The sequence below is a fragment of the Reichenbachiella sp. genome (genome assembly GCF_033344935.1).
Taxonomy (GTDB): Bacteria; Bacteroidota; Bacteroidia; order Cytophagales; family Cyclobacteriaceae; genus Reichenbachiella.
Window position 1 is genome coordinate 4,330,914 of record NZ_JAWPMM010000001.1, and the last position, 17,559, is coordinate 4,348,472.

General features: G+C 47.2%; 4 protein-coding genes. All 4 read right to left on the reverse strand.

Features of this window, described 5'->3' with window-relative positions:
• Window positions 1-51: 51 nt before the first annotated feature.
• Complete coding sequence (locus tag R8N23_RS18670) at window positions 52-13,686, reverse strand: Ig-like domain-containing protein (RefSeq protein WP_318173124.1); 13,635 nt, start codon at window positions 13,684-13,686, stop codon at window positions 52-54.
• Window positions 13,687-13,845: 159 nt separating this feature from the next.
• Window positions 13,846-15,630: a response regulator gene (locus tag R8N23_RS18675; protein ID WP_318173125.1), complete on the reverse strand. Its 1,785-nt coding sequence runs from the start codon at window positions 15,628-15,630 to the stop codon at window positions 13,846-13,848.
• Window positions 15,620-16,666, reverse strand: a complete 1,047-nt coding sequence (locus tag R8N23_RS18680) for a PAS domain S-box protein (RefSeq protein ID WP_318173126.1) — start codon at window positions 16,664-16,666, stop codon at window positions 15,620-15,622. The genes R8N23_RS18675 and R8N23_RS18680 overlap by 11 nt, the downstream gene beginning before the upstream one ends.
• A gap of 84 nt (window positions 16,667-16,750) precedes the next feature.
• A complete protein-coding gene (locus R8N23_RS18685) occupies window positions 16,751-17,452 on the reverse strand; it encodes a LytTR family DNA-binding domain-containing protein (RefSeq protein ID WP_318173127.1) in 702 nt (233 codons plus the stop codon).
• Window positions 17,453-17,559 lie beyond the last annotated feature (107 nt).

Sequence of the window (17,559 nt, forward strand, 5' to 3'; positions counted from 1 at the left end):
CATATCTCAGAGACGGGTCTTCATAACCTAAAACAAAACTGTTTCCTTAATCTATTCTACCCTTACGAAGCCTTTGATTAGATCGTCTCCGTTTCCTAAGTCAACAAGGTAGAAGTAAGTCCCTACGGGTAACCTTCCGGTAGAACCAAGTATTCCTGTTCCACTGCCACTTCCAAAAAATGCATTGCCTCTATTGTCATAGCCTTTTGTATCCCAAACCTTATTTCCCCATCTATTGAAAATTTGAACTGAATTATTTGGGAAATCCTCTATATTTTCAATTTGAAGCCTGTCGTATGGCGCTGGACTGTTTCGAGAAACTACAGTATTTAATACAGTTGCCGGTGATTCACATAGATCCGCATCCAACTCATTGGGTATTCCATCCCTATCACAGTCGCCATTTATTTCATCAGTTGTGGCAATTCCATCACCGTCATCGTCTTCGTCCAAATAGTTAGCAATTCCATCACCATCTGTGTCATCGTTTGCAGGATTTCCATCTTGATCTAAGTCCTCATCTATAGATTCTACCCCATCTCCATCATCATCCGTGTCCAGATAATCTGGAATGTTGTCTCCATCTGTATCATCATTGGTTGGATCGTCATCTGAATCTACGTCCTCATCTTTGGTATCAATCCCGTCACCATCGTCATCTTCATCTAGGTAGTCTGGAATGTCGTCGCCATCCGAATCATCGTCAGTTGGATCTCCGTTTCCATCCAAATCCTCATCTATATCAGGAATATTGTCTCCATCTGAATCATTGGCCAGTATAATCAGTTCAAGAGCGGTAATATCCATCGTTTGATTTCCAGCAGCATCTGTACTGGTTACTATTACCTCATTACTACCATCTACATTTGGATCAAATATTCCAGTAGTTGGCGTTTGGTTAGTATTTAATGTCCAGTTTCCTGAAGCATCTGCCGTCACTTCAAATGTGGCTCCACCAACTTCTATAGTTACAGTACTTCCTGCTTCGGCCGTTCCTTCTAAAGTAGGAGTTTTATCACTGGTAATTTGACTAACAACTGAAGGTATTTCCGGTGGTGTTACATCATAATCTACCGTCTTAGTTGCTTCTGTCGCTGGGTTGCCCGCTACGTCTGATACATTCGCAGTGATGTCATTGTCACCTTCGGTTAAGGCTTGTACATCGGCTGCTGGGATATCTAGTGTCCAGGCGTTGCCTGTTACTGTCGCATCATAATCTTCGCCATTCAGGCTCACTGTGATCGTTTGACCATCTTCTACGCCTGTGGTTGTTCCGCTTACAGTAACATCGGTGTTGTCTTCGATCGCGTTGATGATGTCATCACCGGCTACTGTAGCGATGGTGATCGTTGGCGCAATGATGTCATAATCTACCGTCTTAGTTGCTTCGGTCGCTGGGTTGCCTGCTACGTCTGATACATTCGCAGTGATGTCGTTGTCGCCTTCGGTCAAGGCTTGTACATCTGCTGCTGGGATGTCTAGTGTCCAAGTGTTGCCTGTAACTGTCGCATCGTAGTCTTCGCCGTTCAATGAGACGGTGATCGTTTGACCGTCTTCTACGCCTATCGTTGTGCCGCTTACCGTTACGTCGGTGTTGTCTTCAATCGCGTTGATGATGTCGTCATCTGCTACCGTACTAATGATAATAGTAGGAGCAGTGGTATCGTAGTTTATCGTGCTGATTACTTCAATAGCAGGATTTCCTACCGCGTCAGAAACATTTGCTGAAATATCATGATCTCCCTCGCCCAAAGCTTGTACATCTACTGCTGGTATATCCAATGACCAGACATTGCCGATCACAGTAGCCATATAGTTTAAGCCATTTAGCGTAATCGTAATCATTTGTCCGTCTTCTACGCCTGTAGTTGTTCCGCTTACCGTTACGTCTGTGTTGTCTTCAATCGCGTTGATGATGTCGTCGCCGGCAATTGTATCAATAACAATTACTGGGGCAGTCGTGTCATAAACAGTGGTCGCTGTTGCCGCGGCCGTGTTGTTGTTGCCCGCCGCGTCTTGCGCTACATTAGCCGCTACATCTACAGTGATGTCGCCTGCTCCACTTGGCGTAATCTCTACGGTGTACGTGCCATCGCCATTGTCGGTGAAGTCGGTCGCACTGCCGTTGCCTACGGTCACATCACCCACTACAAAACCGGTGACGATTTCTCCAAAGTCGATCGTTACATCATATGGCGTCGTGCTGTTTACTGCTGCTGGCTCTCCACTGGTACTTGGGCTTGGGGCAGTCGTGTCATATACTGTCGTCGCTGTTGTCGCCGCTGTGTTGTTGTTGCCCGCCGCGTCTTGGGCTACGTTAGCCGCTACATCTACAGTGATGTCGCCTGCTCCACTTGGGGTGATCTCTACAGTGTACGTGCCATCGCCATTGTCGGTGAAGTCGGTCGCACTGCCGTTGCCTACGGTCACATCACCCACTACAAAACCGGTGACGATTTCTCCAAAGTCGATCGTTACATCATATGGCGTCGTGCTGTTTACTGCTGCTGGCTCTCCACTGGTACTTGCGCTCGGGGCAGTCGTGTCATAAACAGTGGTCGCTGTTGCCGCGGCCGTGTTGTTGTTGCCCGCCGCGTCTTGCGCTACATTAGCCGCTACATCTACAGTGATGTCGCCTGCTCCACTTGGCGTAATCTCTACGGTGTACGTGCCATCGCCATTGTCGGTGAAGTCGGTCGCACTGCCGTTGCCTACGGTCACATCACCCACTACAAAACCGGTGACGATTTCTCCAAAGTCGATCGTTACATCATATGGCGTCGTGCTGTTTACTGCTGCTGGCTCTCCACTGGTACTTGGGCTTGGGGCAGTCGTGTCATATACTGTCGTCGCTGTTGTCGCCGCTGTGTTGTTGTTGCCCGCCGCGTCTTGGGCTACGTTAGCCGCTACATCTACAGTGATGTCGCCTGCTCCACTTGGGGTGATCTCTACAGTGTACGTGCCATCGCCATTGTCGGTGAAGTCGGTCGCACTGCCGTTGCCTACGGTCACATCACCCACTACAAAACCGGTGACGATTTCTCCAAAGTCGATCGTTACATCATATGGCGTCGTGCTGTTTACTGCTGCTGGCTCTCCACTGGTACTTGCGCTCGGGGCAGTCGTGTCATAAACAGTGGTCGCTGTTGCCGCGGCCGTGTTGTTGTTGCCCGCCGCGTCTTGCGCTACATTAGCCGCTACATCTACAGTGATGTCGCCTGCTCCACTTGGCGTAATCTCTACGGTGTACGTGCCATCGCCATTGTCGGTGAAGTCGGTCGCACTGCCGTTGCCTACGGTCACATCACCCACTACAAAACCGGTGACGATTTCTCCAAAGTCGATCGTTACATCATATGGCGTCGTGCTGTTTACTGCTGCTGGCTCTCCACTGGTACTTGGGCTTGGGGCAGTCGTGTCATATACTGTCGTCGCTGTTGTCGCCGCTGTGTTGTTGTTGCCCGCCGCGTCTTGGGCTACGTTAGCCGCTACATCTACAGTGATGTCGCCTGCTCCACTTGGGGTGATCTCTACAGTGTACGTGCCATCGCCATTGTCGGTGAAGTCGGTCGCACTGCCGTTGCCTACGGTCACATCACCCACTACAAAACCGGTGACGATTTCTCCAAAGTCGATCGTTACATCATATGGCGTCGTGCTGTTTACTGCTGCTGGCTCTCCACTGGTACTTGCGCTCGGGGCAGTCGTGTCATAAACAGTGGTCGCTGTTGCCGCGGCCGTGTTGTTGTTGCCCGCCGCGTCTTGCGCTACATTAGCCGCTACATCTACAGTGATGTCGCCTGCTCCACTTGGCGTAATCTCTACGGTGTACGTGCCATCGCCATTGTCGGTGAAGTCGGTCGCACTGCCGTTGCCTACGGTCACATCGCCCACTACAAAACCGGTGACGATTTCTCCAAAGTCGATCGTTACATCATATGGCGTCGTGCTGTTTACTGCTGCTGGCTCTCCACTGGTACTTGCGCTCGGGGCAGTCGTGTCATAAACAGTGGTCGCTGTTGCCGCGGCCGTGTTGTTGTTGCCCGCCGCGTCTTGCGCTACATTAGCCGCTACATCTACAGTGATGTCGCCTGCTCCACTTGGCGTAATCTCTACGGTGTACGTGCCATCGCCATTGTCGGTGAAGTCGGTCGCACTGCCGTTGCCTACGGTCACATCACCCACTACAAAACCGGTGACGATTTCTCCAAAGTCGATCGTTACATCATATGGCGTCGTGCTGTTTACTGCTGCTGGCTCTCCACTGGTACTTGGGCTTGGGGCAGTCGTGTCATATACTGTCGTCGCTGTTGTCGCCGCTGTGTTGTTGTTGCCCGCCGCGTCTTGGGCTACGTTAGCCGCTACATCTACAGTGATGTCGCCTGCTCCACTTGGGGTGATCTCTACGGTGTACGTGCCATCGCCATTGTCGGTGAAGTCGGTCGCACTGCCGTTGCCTACGGTCACATCACCCACTACAAAACCGGTGACGATTTCTCCAAAGTCGATCGTTACATCATATGGCGTCGTGCTGTTTACTGCTGCTGGCTCTCCACTGGTACTTGGGCTCGGGGCAGTCGTGTCATAAACCGTAGTCGCTGTTGCCGCGGCCGTGTTGTTGTTGCCCGCCGCGTCTTGCGCTACATTAGCCGCTACATCTACAGTGATGTCGCCTGCTCCACTTGGGGTGATCTCTACAGTGTACGTGCCATCGCCATTGTCGGTGAAGTCGGTCGCACTGCCGTTGCCTACGGTCACATCACCCACTACAAAACCGGTGACGATTTCTCCAAAGTCGATCGTTACATCATATGGCGTCGTGCTGTTTACTGCTGCTGGCTCTCCACTGGTACTTGCGCTCGGGGCAGTCGTGTCATAAACAGTGGTCGCTGTTGTCGCCGCTGTGTTGTTGTTGCCCGCCGCGTCTTGGGCTACGTTAGCCGCTACATCTACAGTGATGTCGCCTGCTCCACTTGGGGTGATCTCTACGGTGTACGTGCCATCGCCATTGTCGGTGAAGTCGGTCGCACTGCCGTTGCCTACGGTCACATCACCCACTACAAAACCGGTGACGATTTCTCCAAAGTCGATCGTTACATCATATGGCGTCGTGCTGTTTACTGCTGCTGGCTCTCCACTGGTACTTGGGCTCGGGGCAGTCGTGTCATAAACCGTAGTCGCTGTTGCCGCGGCCGTGTTGTTGTTGCCCGCCGCGTCTTGCGCTACATTAGCCGCTACATCTACAGTGATGTCGCCTGCTCCACTTGGCGTAATCTCTACAGTGTACGTGCCATCGCCATTGTCGGTGAAGTCGGTCGCACTGCCGTTGCCTACGGTCACATCACCCACTACAAAACCGGTGACGATTTCTCCAAAGTCGATCGTTACATCATATGGCGTCGTGCTGTTTACTGCTGCTGGCTCTCCACTGGTACTTGGGCTTGGGGCAGTCGTGTCATAAACAGTGGTCGCTGTTGCCGCGGCCGTGTTGTTGTTGCCCGCCGCGTCTTGCGCTACATTAGCCGCTACATCTACAGTGATGTCGCCTGCTCCACTTGGCGTAATCTCTACAGTGTACGTGCCATCGCCATTGTCGGTGAAGTCGGTCGCACTGCCGTTGCCTACGGTCACATCACCCACTACAAAACCGGTGACGATTTCTCCAAAGTCGATCGTTACATCATATGGCGTCGTGCTGTTTACTGTTGCTGGCTCTCCACTGGTACTTGCGCTCGGGGCAGTCGTGTCATAAACAGTGGTCGCTGTTGCCGCGGCCGTGTTGTTGTTGCCCGCCGCGTCTTGCGCTACATTAGCCGCTACATCTACAGTGATGTCGCCTGCTCCACTTGGCGTAATCTCTACAGTGTACGTGCCATCGCCATTGTCGGTGAAGTCGGTCGCACTGCCGTTGCCTACGGTCACATCACCCACTACAAAACCGGTGACGATTTCTCCAAAGTCGATCGTTACATCATATGGCGTCGTGCTGTTTACTGCTGCTGGCTCTCCACTGGTACTTGGGCTCGGGGCAGTCGTGTCATAAACCGTAGTCGCTGTTGCCGCGGCCGTGTTGTTGTTGCCCGCCGCGTCTTGCGCTACATTAGCCGCTACATCTACAGTGATGTCGCCTGCTCCACTTGGGGTGATCTCTACAGTGTACGTGCCATCGCCATTGTCGGTGAAGTCGGTCGCACTGCCGTTGCCTACGGTCACATCACCCACTACAAAACCGGTGACGATTTCTCCAAAGTCGATCGTTACATCATATGGCGTCGTGCTGTTTACTGCTGCTGGCTCTCCACTGGTACTTGCGCTCGGGGCAGTCGTGTCATAAACAGTGGTCGCTGTTGCCGCGGCCGTGTTGTTGTTGCCCGCCGCGTCTTGCGCTACATTAGCCGCTACATCTACAGTGATGTCGCCTGCTCCACTTGGCGTAATCTCTACGGTGTACGTGCCATCGCCATTGTCGGTGAAGTCGGTCGCACTGCCGTTGCCTACGGTCACATCACCCACTACAAAACCGGTGACGATTTCTCCAAAGTCGATCGTTACATCATATGGCGTCGTGCTGTTTACTGCTGCTGGCTCTCCACTGGTACTTGCGCTCGGGGCAGTCGTGTCATAAACAGTGGTCGCTGTTGCCGCGGCCGTGTTGTTGTTGCCCGCCGCGTCTTGCGCTACATTAGCCGCTACATCTACAGTGATGTCGCCTGCTCCACTTGGCGTAATCTCTACGGTGTACGTGCCATCGCCATTGTCGGTGAAGTCGGTCGCACTGCCGTTGCCTACGGTCACATCACCCACTACAAAACCGGTGACGATTTCTCCAAAGTCGATCGTTACATCATATGGCGTCGTGCTGTTTACTGCTGCTGGCTCTCCACTGGTACTTGGGCTTGGGGCAGTCGTGTCATAAACAGTGGTCGCTGTTGCCGCGGCCGTGTTGTTGTTGCCCGCCGCGTCTTGCGCTACGTTAGCCGCTACATCTACAGTGATGTCGCCTGCTCCACTTGGCGTAATCTCTACAGTGTACGTGCCATCGCCATTGTCGGTGAAGTCGGTCGCACTGCCGTTGCCTACGGTCACATCACCCACTACAAAACCGGTGACGATTTCTCCAAAGTCGATCGTTACATCATATGGCGTCGTGCTGTTTACTGCTGCTGGCTCTCCACTGGTACTTGCGCTCGGGGCAGTCGTGTCATAAACAGTGGTCGCTGTTGCCGCGGCCGTGTTGTTGTTGCCCGCCGCGTCTTGCGCTACATTAGCCGCTACATCTACAGTGATGTCGCCTGCTCCACTTGGCGTAATCTCTACGGTGTACGTGCCATCGCCATTGTCGGTGAAGTCGGTCGCACTGCCGTTGCCTACGGTCACATCACCCACTACAAAACCGGTGACGATTTCTCCAAAGTCGATCGTTACATCATATGGCGTCGTGCTGTTTACTGCTGCTGGCTCTCCACTGGTACTTGGGCTTGGGGCAGTCGTGTCATATACTGTCGTCGCTGTTGTCGCCGCTGTGTTGTTGTTGCCCGCCGCGTCTTGGGCTACGTTAGCCGCTACATCTACAGTGATGTCGCCTGCTCCACTTGGGGTGATCTCTACAGTGTACGTGCCATCGCCATTGTCGGTGAAGTCGGTCGCACTGCCGTTGCCTACGGTCACATCACCCACTACAAAACCGGTGACGATTTCTCCAAAGTCGATCGTTACATCATATGGCGTCGTGCTGTTTACTGCTGCTGGCTCTCCACTGGTACTTGGGCTCGGGGCAGTCGTGTCATAAACCGTAGTCGCTGTTGCCGCGGCCGTGTTGTTGTTGCCCGCCGCGTCTTGCGCTACATTAGCCGCTACATCTACAGTGATGTCGCCTGCTCCACTTGGGGTGATCTCTACAGTGTACGTGCCATCGCCATTGTCGGTGAAGTCGGTCGCACTGCCGTTGCCTACGGTCACATCACCCACTACAAAACCGGTGACGATTTCTCCAAAGTCGATCGTTACATCATATGGCGTCGTGCTGTTTACTGCTGCTGGCTCTCCACTGGTACTTGGGCTCGGGGCAGTCGTGTCATAAACCGTAGTCGCTGTTGCCGCGGCCGTGTTGTTGTTGCCCGCCGCGTCTTGCGCTACATTAGCCGCTACATCTACAGTGATGTCGCCTGCTCCACTTGGCGTAATCTCTACAGTGTACGTGCCATCGCCATTGTCGGTGAAGTCGGTCGCACTGCCGTTGCCTACGGTCACATCACCCACTACAAAACCGGTGACGATTTCTCCAAAGTCGATCGTTACATCATATGGCGTCGTGCTGTTTACTGCTGCTGGCTCTCCACTGGTACTTGGGCTCGGGGCAGTCGTGTCATAAACCGTAGTCGCTGTTGCCGCGGCCGTGTTGTTGTTGCCCGCCGCGTCTTGCGCTACATTAGCCGCTACATCTACAGTGATGTCGCCTGCTCCACTTGGCGTAATCTCTACAGTGTACGTGCCATCGCCATTGTCGGTGAAGTCGGTCGCACTGCCGTTGCCTACGGTCACATCACCCACTACAAAACCGGTGACGATTTCTCCAAAGTCGATCGTTACATCATATGGCGTCGTGCTGTTTACTGCTGCTGGCTCTCCACTGGTACTTGGGCTTGGGGCCACAAAATCTTCTGTTATTACTTGTTGCGCCGTCGTTGAACACCCATTGTCTGGATCGGATATTGTTACTGTATATGTACCTCCTGAACTAACGGTAGCTGTTGCTGTTGCCGCCCCAGAGTCTATAGTACCATCAGCAGTAGTCCATGCATACGTCAAATTAATAGTTCCCGAATTGTCAGTTGCACTAGCCGTTAGGTCTGCGGTAGTGACTGTAGTTGACAATACTGTTGAAGTTGGTGTGATACTCGCTCCGCTTGGCGCAGATACATCTTCACTGATTACTTGATTAGTGCTGGTAGTACAGCTATTGTCTGGGTCAGTAATGGTGACCGTATAAGTACCCGCTGCACTAATCGTGGCAGTAGCTGTGGCAGCTCCTGAATCGATTGTACCGTCAGCCGTCGTCCAGGCATAAGTCAAATTACTGGTACCTGAGTTGTCAGTTGCACTTGCTGCCAATGTCGCTGTAGTTGTTGTACAGGTTAACGTCGTCGCACTTGGTGTGATACCTGCACCACTTGGAGCACTAGAATTTGCCAAATTAATTGGCCCTACTATGATATTAGATTCACAACTCGTAGTGGGATTAGTAATGCTTAAATTTGTATACGCTCCATTATTTAGTCCGGCAATGGAAATACCAGACGCAGTTGCTGTTATAGACTGGGTGGACTGTGGTGTGCCATTAAATGAAAAATCAACATCATAGGTTCCAGAGGTAACACCTGTTAATACAATCGTTCCATTTGGAGCAGCGCAATTGGTAGGTTGTGTATGCGTTCCCTCTGCTATAGTTGCTTTAACAGGATCCGTTAATACCACATCCACATCCTCAACAGAAGTATTGCTACTTACTGTGATAGTAATGTCGTTATATGTGCCAGCAGAGAGATTGCTAACGGTTGCATTTCCTGACCCGTCTACTACTACTCCACTAAAACTAGCAGTACCCACTCCATCGTGATAATCTAACGAATAGGTACCAGCTGCTACATTATTAAATGTCAAAGCAATAGACCCATCAGTACCTCCGCAGGTAGATGGGTTTGAAGGAGTACTTCCCGTGATAGACGGTATAGGTACTACAGGATCGGAAAGAACAACATCTATGTCAGCGATCGAAGTACAGTTATTATAAGTAATTGTGATATCGTTATAAGTGCCTTCAGATAATCCAGAGATTGTTGCCGATCCTGAAGCTATTGACACACCAGTGAAAGTCTGTGCACTAGGCACCTCATCTTGATAATTCAAAGTATAGGAACCATCAGGAACACCTGTAACAACCAGTTCAATTTGACCATCAGTTCCTCCGGCAGTGGTTGGATCTGAAGAAGATGTAAGTGAAATGGTTGGTTTTGTAGGGTCGGTCAAAACCACATCTGGAAATTCGGCGCTCACGCAACCAGCATAAGTAAGACTAAGGTTATTATAAGTACCAGCCACTGTAGATATTGTTGCAGCATTGGATGCAATCGCCACATTGGTGAATTGCCCTCCGTCATAATCTATGTTGTAATTGCCATCTACTGCTACTCCTGTAAATGTTAAGTTAATGCTTCCATTACCTCCACATGTAGTGGGGTTTACTCGACTTGCAGCAATGGTATGCGTTGCTGGGTCGTTGAGTACCACATCTGGGTTTTCGTCTGTGGTACATCCTGTGGTAATATCTGTGATATTCAAATCAACATAACTACCTGCTGGAGCAGAAACTGACGCGACGTTCGAAGCTACAGCCACTGACGCAAAGCTTCCACCATTGTAATTAATCGTATAAGTTCCATCAGTTATGTCTGTAAATGAAAAGTTGATCGTTCCATTTCCTCCACAACTCGCAGGGCTAGCGCTTCCAGTAATTGCAATGGTTGGGTTCGGAACTGCTAGCGTAAATGGCCCAATAGAGTTCGACTTACAAAGCGTGCCTGTATTGGTAATGCTGATACTTGAGTAGACGCCTGCCGATAATCCGGTAAAACCAGCAATACCCCCCGCTCCATCACTACTAACAGCTGTAGATCCTGGTACTCCATCTAAAACATAATTGAGCGTATAATTAGTGCTGAGTTCGGTACTTGTAAAGGTGATACTTCCGTCAGAACCGCCACAGGTAGAGGGTCCGGTTTCAACTCCCACTGCAAGCGTAGCAGCACCTGCGTTGACCAGACTTACAGGTCCAACAATTACGTTATCACAAATCAACGTAACAGCGGTTCCGCTGATTGTAATATTTGAATAATCTCCTGGCGCTAGTCCTGTCATAGCGTAATTTCCACTTCCATTTGCTGTGATAATGGCAGAAGGCACTGCCTCTCCATCTAGAGTATAATCGAGTGTATAATTTTCAGAAGCAGTCAGACCAGAGAGGGTTATTACTCCATCAGGTGAAGGGCAATTTGTCGGTTGGGTTGTGATTATATGCGTAAGATTAATTTCTTCTGGAGACACATTGATGGTTCCAACGGTTTCCTCGCAGACGGTTCCAATACGAGAAGCTACTAAACTAATGGAGGTGACGGAGGAAGCGATGGGGAATGTAGTAAATGAAAGTCCTGAACCATCTCCTAAGGTAGCAGCGGCCACCCCGTTACCAGACTGATCAACTAACTCGTAGACGATCAAATTTTCAGTATAAGACACAGAAAAATCTATTGTTTCACCAGCACATATCGTGGTAGCCGATGTAGCAGCAAATGACATACCTACATCAGGCGATTGACAATCAATAATTACTGCATTCGAAGGATTGCTTTCACAGAGACCCCCACTTTCGTTGGTCACTGTTACCGTCGCAGACCCTCCAGCAAAGAGCTTATTAAAAGGGCTTGACAAGCCAGTGATGGTCCATGGATCTAAAGAGTTCAGACTCGGCGGAACATTATAAGTAGCTCCATCAATCTCTACATTGTCGATATACAGCTGAATTACCAAATTATCTGTTCCACTAACCAGAGTTGTCCCGCTAACCTCGTCATCACCTTCCGCAATTGGAGAATCAAGTGTTAGTTTATTCGTTGGGTCTGGAGTTTTTGTATTAACAAATACCTCAGTAGCAAAATCACTTATTAAATCGCCAGATGCCTGAGCCGTGGCGGTGATATACGAAGTTGTAGGAATATTACTAGTAGTTACCGTCCATGCACCATTTGAGGCGATAGTTGTAGTACTCCCCACGAAAGTCTCAGTACCACCACTAACTGATCTTGAATAAACGGTAATCGTCGAGCCATTCGGTTCGGATGAAAAACCACTGACAGATGTAATATTTGATCCACCATCTACACAATAATCTCCATCTATAGTGGGCTTTGCAGACTGAACTGGTACTGTCACAACTGTAGCACTCACTTCACTAGCACACTCTCCAGACTCTGCTGCTACCACTCTAATTACTTCTCCTGCAATCAATCCGGATACAGCAAACGACCAAGTGCCTGAAAAGGTAGCTGTAGATTGTGACACATCATCCAAGTACCAAGTAACAGTAGCACTTGTTCCGCATGTACCACTTATCGTTGTATCATCTGTTGTTGGGGTAGCATCAATTGTTGGGACATCCGATGCTGTAGCACTAACACAATAATACAGGGGTTCGGAAGGGCACCCTGCTCCAACTGTCTGCGTGATTTCAAAAACTCCTGTGGTGGGGAATCCACATGACGACCCTCCACTTCCGCAATTAGAATTTGTATTACATTTCCAATTCCATCCACCATCTGGGTTGACTGTTACAGTGCCGGAAACCCCTCCACTACTGCCTGAAGCGGCATCCATGCGCTCCACGCCATTGTGTTTAATTTGGATAGTGGCGCCTGGTGTGGCACTTCCTGCTGGTGCACAAAGACCTCTTGCACTTAAATCAAATGTTGTATTAATCACTTTATCTGCGCAGGTCGCCCCTACCGTGGATGTATTACAAGTAGAATAGGACGTAGATTTCTCATTGGATGCCGCAGTTGCAGCCGCTGTAGGGCCTACTTTGGCTGTGGCAGTAAACACCTCTCCTGCCACTGCCGCAGATATACCAGAAACTGTCCAAACTCCACCAGAAGCGAGCGTAGTGCCTTGAGAAGTTCCATCTCTAAAAAGTTCTATAGTAGCACCATCTACTTCCGTAGTGGTACCTGATACCGAAGTGGCATCTACAGCAATGGGGCCTGTTATACCTGGACATGTTGCTCGGGGATGAATTTGAGTTCCTCCACTGATGTCATCTCCTGAAGTGGGTGGAAAAACATCAATCAAATCCTGAAACAAATCATCTGTTACACCCGAGTCATCATCGATACCTCCCAAATCCGCCATTTTGAATCCTGTTGATTCTTTGGGTGCAATGGTGGTGCCTCCCACCATTCTAACAGGTGTGGAGCTACTAAAAGGTAAATCCGCGTAAGGCACATAAAAATCGTAGAAATAATCTGTTCCACAAATGGTAGAGCCTGCTATGGATTTTTGAGCGAAATCTTCATACGGACGATCGACAGTTCCATCGCCAATTTCGGTACTTGCAAGCGTATTGTTGTTGATGTCGTAAATACTCACACCGAAATTCGTTCTTAAAGTTATTTCGTACTCAAAACCAGGATTTCCGGATACATAATCAAGATCAGATCCTGAACCAAACAATTGGTCGGTATCAACGAGAATGGTATAACCTTTAGAATTTTCTGCTGTTCCACCTAAACGAAAACGAAACATGAGATTTGTTCCATCAGAATAGGTATAGATGGTTTCGTCTTCATCAGAGCGAACTAAATCTACAAATCCACAGCTCGGACCTGCTGAATTGTCGCTAGATGGCTCACCCGCTCCAACGACCGGTAGTGGCACAAAAGGAATTTCACTCTCGGTCTCATCGTCGGTCATGAATCCTTGGTCAGTTTTTGAAACGTAACCGTCCAAATTGGGGTCAAGAACGGATTTCCCAGCATTGGCAGGTTTGTAAATAAGTCCTTTGGTTTGAGCGAAGGAATTGAAACTTAGGCCAAATACAAGGATTGTGATGATAAGTATTATACTGTGTTTCTCTTTCATAACAGGTTAAACTGAGGTTAATATCTTACAACCCCGAATTTAGACTCTGTGAGTCCTGTATTTAAAGAGACTCGTTGAAACAGGAAAATTTCTCGGTGAGTGAATCTGATGACTAGATTGCTCCTTTATTTTTTCAAAATTCAGCTGTAGGCAATCAAATTAGCTGTCCTTAATATGTAAAAGGGTTGAAGTGACCTGATCACAAGCTTGTTTTGTTTCTTCTACAATCGCGTCCTTTTTCGCTCCTCCATCGAGTAGCGATTGATGTGCATTCTTCAGTACATTTTCCATTGATGTAATCCCCAATACCTCATTACTCGTTTTGATCGACTCACATGTCTGGTACAATAAATCTTCATCCGAATCTTTCATTGCTTGCAAAAAATTGGAAGAAAAGTTTAGGTAGGTGTCAAGGTAGTGTTCGGCTAACTCCCTGACAAAATCTTGATCATTATCAGCCAATTCTAATAATTTTTTACCTATTGGATTATCCGATGCAACGGCAACTTTTTTAACCACCTTACCTCTATACATCAATATTTTTTTGTAAAGCTCTTCGGGGTTAAATGGTTTGGTAATATAATCTGACATACCCAGTTCCTTGACCTTCTTTCGCACATTTAATAAGGCAGAGGCGGTTAATGCTACAATTGGTAGGTTCAGCGCATAATTGGTGCTTTGAGCGCGTATTAATCGAGTAGCCTCATAACCGTCCATTTCAGGCATTTGCAAATCCATCAAAACCAAATCGTAAAGCTCTGATCTAGATCTTTCAACCGCTAATTTACCGTTTTCAACAAACTCCATCTTGATACCCCACTTGATCAAAAACTTCTCCAATACAATCTGATTAGCTTTGTTGTCTTCTGCAATTAGAATTTTAATATTTAGTTCCGACAAATCTTTAAACTCAACTTGCATTGGCCTTGAGTCTGCTAATTCACTTTCTGCTGCCTTGGGCAATTTCAGATCAAAATAAAATATGGATCCTAAGCCTAATTCACTGTCAAGGTAAATCTCGCTTTCCATTAGATGCAATAGCTTTTTTGTAATGGCCAGTCCTAGCCCAGTTCCACCAAATTTGCGAGTCGTATCATCACTTGCCTGTTCGAAGTTTTCAAAAATTATCTCTTGATTCGATTTTTCAATACCAATACCGGAATCATGAACCTCAAAATGTATTTGTGATTCTAATTCACTATTCTCAACCGATTTCACCACTAATTTGATAAAGCCTTCTTCAGTAAATTTTATAGCATTGCTCAAAAGGTTGTTGAGCACTTGGGAGATTCGAACAGGATCACCAATAAAATTCTCCGGTAATTGCTCGTCATACGTGAGCACTACTCCCAACCCTTTTTCTTTGATACTAGGGGAGAGTGACTGGAGCAAATTATTTAAATTGTTCTTCAAGTTAAATTCGACTTGCTCAAGGTCCATTTTACCTGATTCTATTTTATTATAGTCTAAAATGTCATTGATGAGAGAGAGTAAATTTTCACCTGAAAACTTTAGAAGATTAAGGTGTTCAAGATGTTTGGGGTCCAGATCCTCCATCAGGAGTAAATTAGACACACCAAGAATGGCGTTGAGTGGCGTGCGAATTTCATGACTCATTGTAGAGAGAAATGCTTCCTTAGCCTTTGCAGACTCAATGGCTTCCAGCTTCGATTCTTCAGCAAGATTCATAGCATGCTGAATTTTTTCGTCATACTTTTTTCTACGGGTGATGTCTCTTGTTGATGATTGAATGGAAACTATTTCCTTACTTTCATTTAAAATAGGTTTGGAGTAAAATTCAACCCAAAGATACGATCCATCTTTTTTTCTCAGCTTAGACTCAATTCCTGCATGACTTACCCCACGCAAAACGGCTTCATTAACTTCAGATCTTATTTTTTCGACTAAATCCGGGTGAATAAGATCATAGGGACTAAATTCCAATCAGCTCATTTGGTTCATAACCCAGTAGATTTTTTACGGCAGATGAAAGAAAGGAGAAATTACCATTGGGTTCGTGTAGACAGATCATATCTTTCGAGTGTTCAAATAATAGTCTATACATTTCTTCCCTTTCGAGCAATTGCTCTCTAGTTTCTACCAGCTCCTGAATATTTCTTGCTACACCAAATGTCCGAACGCCAATTTTGTCCTGAAATTCAATTTCAACGGTCTGGCCTACCCAAACAGGACCATTGGGGCTTTTCATTCTAAATTCCAGATACGAAGATTTTATCTCCTTTTTGAGAACATTTATATAATTTTTTGACACCCTTTGAGCGTCTACAGGATCTACAAGATCTGAAAAATGCATTTTCAATAATTGCTCCTCTGGAAATCCAGATTCACGAACTAACGCAGGGTTTACATAGATGAAATACCCTTCAGTATTCAACTCATAAACCATGTCTCCTATTCGCTCAATTCTTTCTCGAAATTTTTTTTCCGCGTAAATTTTTTCCCTTTTGCTTTCTTCTAGCTGTCTATTCGTCCTTCTCAACTCTAACAAAGCAGTGACTTGACGCGATAACGCCCAAAGCGCTTCGCGTTGCGCCTCATTAAGCTTTTTGGGCTCGTGATCTATCACACATAAGGTACCCAACGAATAGCCACCAGAGGATACCAAAGGTGCTCCAGCATAAAATCTGACATGGGGATCACCAGTAGCCAATGGGTTATCATGAAATCGTTCGTCTTTGAAAGCGTCCGGCACTTCCAAAATGTCCTCAGGCGTGTGAATCGCATGTGCGCAGTATGCCAAGTCTCTTGGAGTTTCAGACACATCCAATCCATGACGTGACTTGAACCATTGGCGATCTTTGTCTATCAGACTGACCAAAGAGATTGGTGACTCACAAATAAATGCAGCAATTTTGGTAATATCATCAAAGCTTTGCTCCAGATCCGTGTCAAGAATTTCATAGGAGTTTAGCTCGGCTAGCCTTTCTGTTTCGTTACCTGGTATTTTGGGTTTTTTCATGCGGAAATAAAATTAAGCTAATTTTTCTCTATTCCGCTAATGGAATTATCTCAATCTTCTCTAGTACACATCGGAATATTGTTCTTAAAGCAACTCAATTCTAGATAATAATTCAGGCTTGTATTTTGCACTTACAGGCACAATTGAATCGCCAATAAGTAAACTGTTTTGATCTATGTTGTCAATTTTATTGATTTGTACTAGATAGGAGCGATGCACACGCAAGAACTGATCTTTGGGTAATTTTTCTTCGATACTACTCAATTTATAATACACCACGTGAGTCTTTTCGATGGTATGTACTTTGATATAGTCTCCGTATCCCTCAACATACAAAATAGTGTCGTACATGACCTTGGTTAGCAGAAAGTCTATTTTCATAAACACTGCATCACCATCGGTGGTTTGCTTTTGATTAAGTTCTATTTTATTCTTTGCTTTTGTTACTGCCTGGGCAAATCTCGGGTAACTTTTGATTGGTTTTACCAGATAATCTGTGACATCAAATTGGAAAGCCTCCACTGCATACTTTTCTTGCGAAGTAACCAGAATGATCTCAGGCTTCTTATTTAATGATTTGATGATATCAATCCCGCTGGCTTCTGGCATTTGAACATCCAAAAAAACAATATCAGGTTCTAATTCTATGATGGCGTTGGTTCCCTCCAAAGCATTTTGATAGGTTCCAAGCAATTCTAGATATCCCGTTTGTTCGATCAAAGAAGTGATGATTTTCAACGCGATGAATTCATCATCAATAGCAATACAAGTTAAATTTTTTGGCATAGTTCTACTAGGTTAGTTAGTTTCTACAAAATCAACGAATTCAAAAGATTTTAAGCTACTATTATAAGTTACAAAAATCAATCGAGATAGGGTCAAAGGGTCTAAAT